Genomic DNA, 8273 nt, shown 5'->3' with positions numbered 1-8273 from the left:
TCCGCAAAGTCTCGCCTGGCCCGCGGCGCCCTGCATGCGCTCCCCCAGAGGGGGGACCCCCAGCGGCGTTGTCGTCGGTCACCATGGCTCCGCCATGGCTCCCTCCTCCGCCTTGCGATCGCACGCACCGGACACCGCTACCCCCGCCCTCCGGGCGGACGCCGATACTTTGCGGACACTCCCTAGGGGGCGTCTCGCCGATCATGCCGGGCTGATCGACAAGACACCCCCAGGACCCGCCCCGGGCTCCCGGCCCCGCCCGGCTCAGTAGTAGCCCTTCCGCCCGTCGAGCAGTTCCCGCATCGCGTCCAGGTGCCCGGCGTGCCGCGCGGTCTCCTCGACCATGTGGATCAGCATCCACCGCAGGTTCGCCCTGGCGGACCGGAAGTCCGGATGGCGGCCGGTCTCGTCCAGGGCGTGGGCCGCGACGATCTCGTTCGAGACCGCGCACTGCCGCTCGTACTCCTCCACGAGGCGTGCGAGCGGCACCCCCTCGACCTTCATGTCGAGGTCTTCGTCGTCCGCGAACTGCGGCCCGACGGCGGGGCCGCCTAGGAAGAGCACCTCGAACCAGGTGTGCTCCACCCACCGCAGGTGCGACAGGACACCGGCCACCGTCATGTGGGGCGAGTGCGGCAGGACGGCCCGGTGCGCGTCCTGTTCGGCCAGTCCCTCGCACTTCCACCGGACGATCGAGCGCTGAAGGTCGAGCCACCCGACGAGCTGTGTCCGCTCGTCCGCCTCGAAGGGGGGTCTGTCACGGGGAATGGTCATGCGCGCGGACGCTAGCGGGGCGGCCCCTGCGGGCGCACCCGGTTTTCCCGGCGCGTGTCCCGGCGCGAGAGGCGGGCCACGCCGAGCAGGACCAGACCGCATCCGGCGACCAGGACCCAGCCCGGGCGGGACGCCTCCGCCAGTCCCTGCGGGGCGACGCCCGCGACGAGGCCGCCGGCGAGGGCGATGCCGAGCGCGGCGCCGAACTGGCGGGCGGTGGACGTGATCGCCCCGGCCACGCCGGCCCGGGCGGGCGGCAGGCCGCTCACCGCCGTGTTGGTGAGCGGGGCGTTCGCGAAGCCGAAGCCGGTCCCGATCAGCGCGTAGGCGAGCAGGAGGAGCGCGACGCCCGTGTCCCGGTCGAGCCCGACCAGGCACAGCCCGCCCGCCGTGAGGAAGCCGCCGGCCAGCAGGAGGGGCGGGCGCGGCCCGCCACGTCCCACCAGCCGACCGGACAGCGGGGCGCAGACCGTCGCCCCGAGGGCCATCGGAAGGGTGGCCAGACCGGCCGCCAGCGGTGTCCAGCCCCGCGTGTGCTGGAGGTAGAAGGTGTTGAGCAGCAGCGTCATGTTCAGGGCGACGAAGACCGCCACCGCGCCCAGGACGGCGCCGGTGAAGGCCGGGCTGCGGTAGAGCCGGGGGTCCATCAGCGGTTCCGGCCGGCGCGACTCGACCCGGACGAACCAGACCGCCGCCGCGCCGGCGACCGCGTAGGCGCCGAGGGCCGGCGGGGACGTCCAGCCGATGCGCGGTCCCTCGATGAGCACGCCCACCGACACCGCGATGACCAGGGTGAGCAGGGCCTGGCCCGGCAGGTCCAGCCGCTGCGCCCGGGGGGCGCGGGACTCGGGGACGAACACGGCGGTGAGCACCAGCGCGGCGACGACGACCGGCGCGTTGATCCAGAACAGCGACCGCCAGCCGAACGCGGCGATCAGGGCGCCGCCCGCCACGGGCCCGGCGGCCATGCTGAGGCCGAAGACCGAGGCCCACACGCCGATCGCCCGTGCCCGCTCCTTCGCGTCGGGCATCGCGTTCACCACGATGGCGAGGGCCACCGGGCTGAGCATCGAGGCCCCGACGCCCTGCACGGCCCGGGCGGCGACCAGCACCCCCGCCGAGGGGGCGAGCGCGCAGGCCAGCGAGGCCGCGCCGAAGACGACGAGCCCGGTGCGGAACACCCGCCGGCGGCCGAACCGGTCCGCCAGCGCGCCGGCGGAGATCAGCAGCCCGGCCAGGACGAGGGTGTACGCGTCCACGGTCCATTCGAGCCCGAGGGTCCCGATGTCCAGGGCGCGGCCGATCTCCGGCAGGCCCACGTTGACAATGGTGGTGTCCAGGCCCACGAGGAACATGCTCAGGCAGCAGACGGCCAGGACCGTCCAGCGCCTCCGCGCGCTCAACACGGGCCCCGGCTGCGGGTTTCGGGTCGTCAGGGTCACGGTCTGCCTCTCGGTTCCACGGTGCGTCCGGCCCGGCCATGCTCGGTCCGGCGGGCATCCGGAGCGCAGCGGTTTTGCGGGAACTGCAAAACTGGGGCCATGGACGCGGAACTGCGGCAGACGCTCGACGCCATCGGCCCCCGGCTGCGGACCCTCCGCCGGGACCGGGGACTGACCCTGGAGGGCCTCGCCGCCGCGACCGGCATCTCCGTGAGCACCCTGTCCCGCCTGGAGTCCGGCAAGCGGCGCCCCACCCTGGAGCTGCTGATCCCGCTCGCCCGAGCGCACCGCGTCGCCCTCGACCAACTGGTGGCCGCCCCGGCCAGCGGCGACCCCCGGGTGCACCTCAAGCCCCTGAGCAAGGGCCACGGCAACGTCCTGGTGCCCCTGACGCAGTACCCGGGCCGGGTGCAGGTCTTCAAGCAGGTGCTGTCACCGCGCGAACCGAAGCTGGTGCGGCACGACGGCTACGAGTGGCTGTACGTCCTCGCCGGCGAGCTGCGCCTTATCCTCGGCACCACGGAATGCACGCTGCGCCCCGGCGAGGTCGCCGAGTTCGACACCCGGGAACCCCACTGGTTCGGCCCGGCGAACGGCACCGCGGTCGAGATCCTCCACCTCTTCGGCCCCCGCGGCGACCAGGCCGTCGTCCGCGCCAGGCCCCCGGCCCGGGGCGCCCACGACTGACGGGCTCCGGCCTGCCGGGACGTCCGCGGGCCGCCCCTGCGCGCTCACCCGTGGACTCCGCCCGGCGTCTCTGCTGATGCCCGGGCCTTCCCCCCCCATGCCGGCCCCGGAGGCGGTCGAAGGCCCCTACTCTGGCGGTGACGAAGCTGCAGAGAGGGGCAAGGCCGTGCCGTCTGACGCTACCCCGGACCCGTACGAGGACCCCGTCCGTTTCGGGCAGAGGGTCCAGATCCTCCGGACGCGCCGGGGGATGACGCGCGAACAGCTCGCCGGACTCCTCGGACACCATCCTTCATGGGTCAAGAAGGTGGAGACCGGCAAGATGAAGATGCCTCGGCTGCCCGAGATCCTGCGCATCGCCGAGACCCTCCGTGTCCGTCGACTGAGCGACCTGGTGGGCGACATCGGCGACCGGGAAGTGCAACTCTTCGTGGGCCCGGGGCATGCGAAGCTGCCCGCCGTCGCGGCAGCGATCAATGCCGTACGGCTGCGCGACGATCGGCCCGCGCCCCGTACGGAGCATGTGCGGGCCCGTCTGGCGAGGGCATGGTCGGCACGCCACTGCGCGCCCAACCACCGGCAGGTGCTGGGGGATGTGCTCCCCGACCTCATTCGCGACGCTCAAGTGGCGGTGCGCCGGGCCGAGTCGGCCGCCGACCGGCGGGCGGCACAGGCGGTCCTGTCGGAGGTGTACTCCCTGGCCCAGTTCTTCCTGGCCTACCAGCCGGACGCGGCCCTGCTGTGGCGCGTCGCGGATCGCGGCATGGTGGCCGCCCAGGAGTCGGAGGACCCGCACGCCATCGGCGTCGCGGCGTGGCTGGCCGCACAGGCGCACCGCGACTCGGGCCCCGGTCACTTCGACGCGGCCGACGAGGTCACGCGCGAGACGCTGGCCTTCCTGGAGCCCCTCCTGCCCGAGGCGGCCGTGGAGGTGCGTGCCATCGCGGGCGCCCTCACCTTCGAGGCCGGGTACACCGCGGCTCGCCGCGCCGACACCGGGACCGCATGGGGCTGGTGGGACCGGGCGAAGCGCATGGCCGACAGTCTGCCGGCCGGGTATTCCCACCCGGTCACGTCGTTCGGGCCGGCCATCATGGGAGCCCACGCGGTGACGGTGGCCGTGGAACTCCGTACGGGTGGTGAGTCCGTGCGTCAGGCGGCCCGCGCCGAGGCGAGTGCGATCCCGTCCCGGCCGCGTCGAGCACGACACCGCATCGAGCAGGCGCGGGCGTACCACCTGGACGGTCAGGCGCAGACGGCGCTGTCCACCTTGGAACAGGCCTACGAAGCCGCGCCGGAAACCATCCGCTACAACGGCTACGCGCGCCGGATCGTGCTTGAGGAAACCGAGTCCCGCCTGCCGGAACGGCGGGAGCGGGCCGCGCGGTTGGCGGTGCGCATCGGCATGCTCGCGGCCTGAGCAAGGGGCCGGAAGTCGGCCCATGTTCCGAGTCGCACCCTCCTACCGTCGGGGCGAGCCCGATTCCACCCGACGCCGGGGAGTGACCGTGATGACGATCAAGGTGTACGTGGTACGCCCCGACGGTACGACGCGCGTCGTCCGACGGGCGCGCGAAGTGCGGCCCACCGGTGCTCCACCGCCGGTCTTCGCCTCGTACCCGCCCTGCCGGTGCCGCCGGTGCGACAGTCCGGCACCCGTTCGGTGAGCGTCGGTTGCGCCTCGTACCACCACGACCGACGGCGGAAAGCACGGCGGCGAGCCGTCCGACAAGCCGTGGACTCCGCCGCCCACCCCGCCCTCACCCGACGGCTCCGGCCCGAGCAGGACCACCGACGGGAGCTGATGTGTCGACCGCTCAGGCAGACGGGCATGCCGGACTCGTGGAAGCCCTGTACGCGCGGGGCCTGCTCGACGAGACCTGGCGGGCCGTCTGGCACGCCGTCCCCCGCGAACCCTTCATCCCCCGCCGGGCATGGCGGCAGACCCCGACCGCGTGTGTGCCCCTCACCAGCGAGGCCGACCGGCTCAACCTGATCCACTCCGACGAGCCGGTCGTCATCCAGCTCGACGACGGCGAGCCGGACGGCCCCGGCACCGCCACCTCGTCCAACTCCCAGCCGAGCATGGTCGCCCGCATGCTGCGGCTGCTGGCGGTCGAGGACGGCCACCGCGTCCTGGAGATCGGCACCGCCTCCGGCTACGTGGCGGCGCTCCTGTCCCGCCGGCTCGGCGACTCCGCCGTGTACAGCGTGGAGGTCGACCCGGGCCTCGCCCACCACGCGGTCGCCGTCCTCCGGGCGGCGGGGTACCGGCCCAACCTGGCGTGCGGGGACGGCGAACGGGGCTGGCCCGACCAGGCCCCGTTCGACCGGATCGTCGCCACCTGCGCCCTGCGGGAGGTCCCCCACGCGTTGGTGCGGCAGCTCACCCCGGGCGGCGTCCTCGTCGCCCCCATGGCCCGCGACTTCTGGAGCGGCGCGCTGGTGCGGCTCACGGCGGACGGCAGGGGTGCCGCCTCCGGACGCTTTCACGGCGGAGCCTCGTACATGCCCATGCGGTCCCACCGACCGCCCCCGCCCGCTCCGGTCGACGACACCACCGCGAGGCCCGTGGAGGCCGCCGTGGACCCGCGCGACATGCTGTCGCTCGGCTTCGCCCTGTACGCCGGCGCGCGCATGCCCGGGGTACGCATGGTCCACGCCGACCGGGGTGGTGACACCGCTCAGGTGTGGTTGCAGGACGCCGACGGCTCCGCCGCCACCGCCGTCACCGGGGAGGAGGCGTACGAGTACGGGACGCGCGGGCTGGGGCGGGAGGCCGAACGGGTCCACGAGGAGTACGTCGGCCTGGGATCGCCTGCCGCCGACAGCTTCGGGCCGACCGTGACCGCACACGGCCGGCGGGTGTGGCTGGGTGATCCGGAACAGGTCGTCCTGCCCGCCCCCGCCCGGTAGTGTCCCTGGGGCCGGTCGTCCGGAACGGCCGGCCCCCGCGCGCCCTCCCGTCCGGCGCGCGCCACGGGGCCCGCCGTGCTGCACTGGACGGAGGACCACAGCGGAGGTGCCTATGACCGGCCGCGTCGGCAAGACACGGAACATCTTCCTCGTGTGGCTCATCTGGCCGCTGATCACCTTGGGGATCTACCACCTGGTCTGGTACTACAAGGTGAACCGCGAGGCGCGTGACTTCGACGAACGCATCGACGTCCGGCCCGGCATGGCGGTGGTGGCCATCGCCCTGGGCTGGATCCTGATCGTGCCGCCGTTCATCTCGGTCTACAACACGGGTGACCGCATCGCCCGCATGCAGCGGGCGGCCGGCATGACGCCGACGTGCAACCCGTGGATCGGCCTCATCCTGGTGTTCGTGTTCAGCCTGCACACCCTGTACTACCAGCAGGAGTTGAACCGCATCTGGACGCTCTACGGCAACCGGCCGGAAGGCGAGCACGTCTCCCTGGCCGTCTGATCCCGCCCGCCCGTGGACGTCAGGCGGGCCGGGGCAGGATGGTCACCGCCCGGTAGTCGTACCCGTCCTGCCGGAAGCCGGGGGCCTCCCACTCCAGGTCGACCCGCTGCCCCGGCTCCAGCGTGCGGAACCCGTCCATACGGATGTGGGAGTAGTGCCCCCAGCAGCCGCCGGGGGTCTCCGGGGAGTCGAGCACTCCCCACCCCTCCTCCTCGCGCCACTCACGAACGGTCGCCATCACCATGCGACGAACCCTACGGGCTTTCGCCCCCGCGCCAGGGCGCGGGGCACGTTGTCAGACCAGCCGGTGATCGTCGCAGGAGAACAGCCGTCGGCTCACCAGCGCTCGAACGCGGTGAAGGCATGGTCGCCGGCCTCCCCGGCGACGATGATCCGCCCGCCGTGCTCGAAGAAGTAGCCGCTGGGCGCTTCCTCACGGAAATGACGCTCGTCGAGTTCCTCACCGTCGGCGGCGTCGTACACGAGCAGCTCGGTGATGGCGCTGGCCTGGGTCGACCACTCGCACAGCACGGTGACCCGGTCGCCTCGCACGGCCAGCCCGGCCGCAGGCTCGTCCAACTTGTTGTTCCACACCTCTTCGCCGGTTTTCAGGTCGAAGGCGATCAGCCGGTAGTGCCGTCCCTTGGAATAGGTCCATGCCAGTGCGTACATCCGCTCGCCGACGACCTCCGCCTCGTCGATCTGGCCGTAGTCGCCGCTGAGCTCGATGCCCGGCCGGGTACGCCCGTCCCGGCCGAAGGAGACGAACGTGCCCGTCGCCTCGTCCGAGTTGCTGTTCGAGGCCCGCACGACCCTCAGCACCAAGGGGTCGGCCGACTCGATGACCACGCTGGAGTCCGTCGACACGGGGCGACGGGCATCGATGGGAACGTTCCACTTCAGGGCGCCGGTGCCGCGGCCGAAGGCCGCCGCCATCATCTCGACGTCCTCGCCGCTGCCGGAGCCCGGGTCGTCCGCGTCCTCCCCGCCGCAGGCCAGGACGGCGTGGACTTCTTCCTTGCCCACGGACGTGTCCCACACCCCGCAGGTGCCGGGGACGGCCGCCGTCCAACGGACCTTACCCGTGCGGAGGTCGAGGGCGCGCAGGGAACGGTTGCCACCCGGCGCCCGCGCCTCCTGCTCGGTCCGCTCGTGTTCGACCAGGGCCAGGCCGCCCCCCGCTTCCAGGAACGTGTCGCCGGGAAAGCGGCCGTCCGAGACGGTCCGGGGGACGCGCCACAGCTCTCGCCCGTCCTTCGTGTCGAAGGCGAGGACGGTCGAGCAGCCCTTGCCCGGCGCGGCAGGCTTGCCGCTGCCGTCACTGGTGGCGCGGCTCTCCGTGCCGTACGCGACGAGGAGGACCCCCTCGTCCGCGCGAGGCGCGCTTCCGCAGATCTGGGCGCGGCCGGGCGGTACGAACTCCCAGAGCTTCTTGCCGTCCTGCCCGTCGGCGATGCCGAAGCCGGTCACCGCATCGAACCGGGCGCGGACGGCGACGTCCCCGACGACCCAGCTGTCGTTGGCCTTGTCGTCGCTGGGCCGGTCTTTCGTGGTGGCCCAGGTCCGCACCATGGCGTCGCCAGGCAGATAGCCCTCGAACGACAGGAACCAGGCGGTGATGGATCCGATCACCCCCAGCACAACGCCGATCCCCACCAGCGCCTTCATGAGCCCTGCTCTGCCTGACATCAGGCGCGCTCCCCCTGCTGTGCATGGCACAGCCCCCTGCGAGCGGCGTTCCGGAGACCCGCCCGACACATTGATCTTCGAACGACGGTCAGGCTAAGGGCAGGGCCTCCCAGCGGTCCATGCCGATCCGGCGCGGGTGGAGGACGGGTCTGCCGAGGGCGAGTCGCGAACGCCGCCGGTGGCGCGGCAGTCGGCGGGACGGGCCCCTCCGGCGTCCGGCGCGCGGGCACATTCGAAATACCCCGAGAAAA

At 72.9% G+C, this 8273-nt stretch carries 8 protein-coding genes; 4 read left to right on the top strand and 4 right to left on the bottom strand.

The window, feature by feature from the left end; all coding sequences use genetic code 11:
* Positions 1–264: 264 nt before the first annotated feature.
* Positions 265–774, bottom strand: a complete 510-nt coding sequence (locus A4V12_RS16930) for a DinB family protein (protein ID WP_064070191.1) — start codon at positions 772–774, stop codon at positions 265–267.
* 11 nt (positions 775–785) lie between these two features.
* Positions 786–2216, bottom strand: coding sequence for an MFS transporter (locus A4V12_RS16925; RefSeq protein ID WP_064070190.1), 1431 nt, complete (start codon positions 2214–2216; stop codon positions 786–788).
* A 99-nt stretch (positions 2217–2315) separates the two neighbouring features.
* On the opposite strand from A4V12_RS16925, the gene A4V12_RS16920 reads away from it, so the two are divergent.
* The 4 genes from A4V12_RS16920 (at position 2316) to A4V12_RS16905 (ending at position 6333) form a co-directional block, all read left to right on the top strand.
* Entirely contained in the window at positions 2316–2903 is a 588-nt protein-coding gene (locus A4V12_RS16920) for a helix-turn-helix domain-containing protein (protein ID WP_064070189.1), read from the top strand.
* A gap of 166 nt (positions 2904–3069) precedes the next feature.
* Positions 3070–4323: a helix-turn-helix domain-containing protein gene (locus A4V12_RS16915; protein ID WP_064070188.1), complete on the top strand. Its 1254-nt coding sequence runs from the start codon at positions 3070–3072 to the stop codon at positions 4321–4323.
* A 422-nt stretch (positions 4324–4745) separates the two neighbouring features.
* Positions 4746–5819 carry a methyltransferase domain-containing protein gene (locus A4V12_RS16910; RefSeq protein ID WP_350498012.1) on the top strand — a complete coding sequence of 358 codons (1074 nt, stop codon included), beginning with the start codon at positions 4746–4748 and terminating at the stop codon, positions 5817–5819.
* 112 nt (positions 5820–5931) lie between these two features.
* Positions 5932–6333: a DUF4234 domain-containing protein gene (locus A4V12_RS16905; protein ID WP_064070186.1), complete on the top strand. Its 402-nt coding sequence runs from the start codon at positions 5932–5934 to the stop codon at positions 6331–6333.
* Positions 6334–6352: 19 nt separating this feature from the next.
* Here the strand turns inward: A4V12_RS16905 and A4V12_RS16900 are convergent, their stop codons facing one another.
* The gene (locus A4V12_RS16900) at positions 6353–6577 is read right to left on the bottom strand and encodes a cold-shock protein (RefSeq protein ID WP_064070185.1); all 225 of its coding nucleotides are present in this window, start codon (positions 6575–6577) and stop codon (positions 6353–6355) included.
* Positions 6578–6669: 92 nt separating this feature from the next.
* The gene (locus tag A4V12_RS16895) at positions 6670–8022 is read right to left on the bottom strand and encodes a PQQ-binding-like beta-propeller repeat protein (RefSeq protein ID WP_079137088.1); all 1353 of its coding nucleotides are present in this window, start codon (positions 8020–8022) and stop codon (positions 6670–6672) included.
* Positions 8023–8273 lie beyond the last annotated feature (251 nt).

Source organism: Streptomyces noursei (genome assembly GCF_001646665.1).
Taxonomy (GTDB): Bacteria; Actinomycetota; Actinomycetes; order Streptomycetales; family Streptomycetaceae; genus Streptomyces; species Streptomyces lavendulocolor.
This window is presented reverse-complemented; position numbering and strand designations above follow the sequence as displayed.

What these genes read in the sequence shown, in the direction of transcription:
- A4V12_RS16930 (WP_064070191.1), bottom strand. Translation starts at nt 774, where the DNA reads ATGACCATTCCCCGTGACAGACCCCCCTTCGAGGCGGACGAGCGGACA.
- A4V12_RS16920 (WP_064070189.1), top strand. Translation starts at nt 2,316, where the DNA reads ATGGACGCGGAACTGCGGCAGACGCTCGACGCCATCGGCCCCCGGCTG.
- A4V12_RS16905 (WP_064070186.1), top strand. Translation starts at nt 5,932, where the DNA reads ATGACCGGCCGCGTCGGCAAGACACGGAACATCTTCCTCGTGTGGCTC.
- A4V12_RS16900 (WP_064070185.1), bottom strand. Translation starts at nt 6,577, where the DNA reads ATGGTGATGGCGACCGTTCGTGAGTGGCGCGAGGAGGAGGGGTGGGGA.
- A4V12_RS16895 (WP_079137088.1), bottom strand. Translation starts at nt 8,022, where the DNA reads ATGTCAGGCAGAGCAGGGCTCATGAAGGCGCTGGTGGGGATCGGCGTT.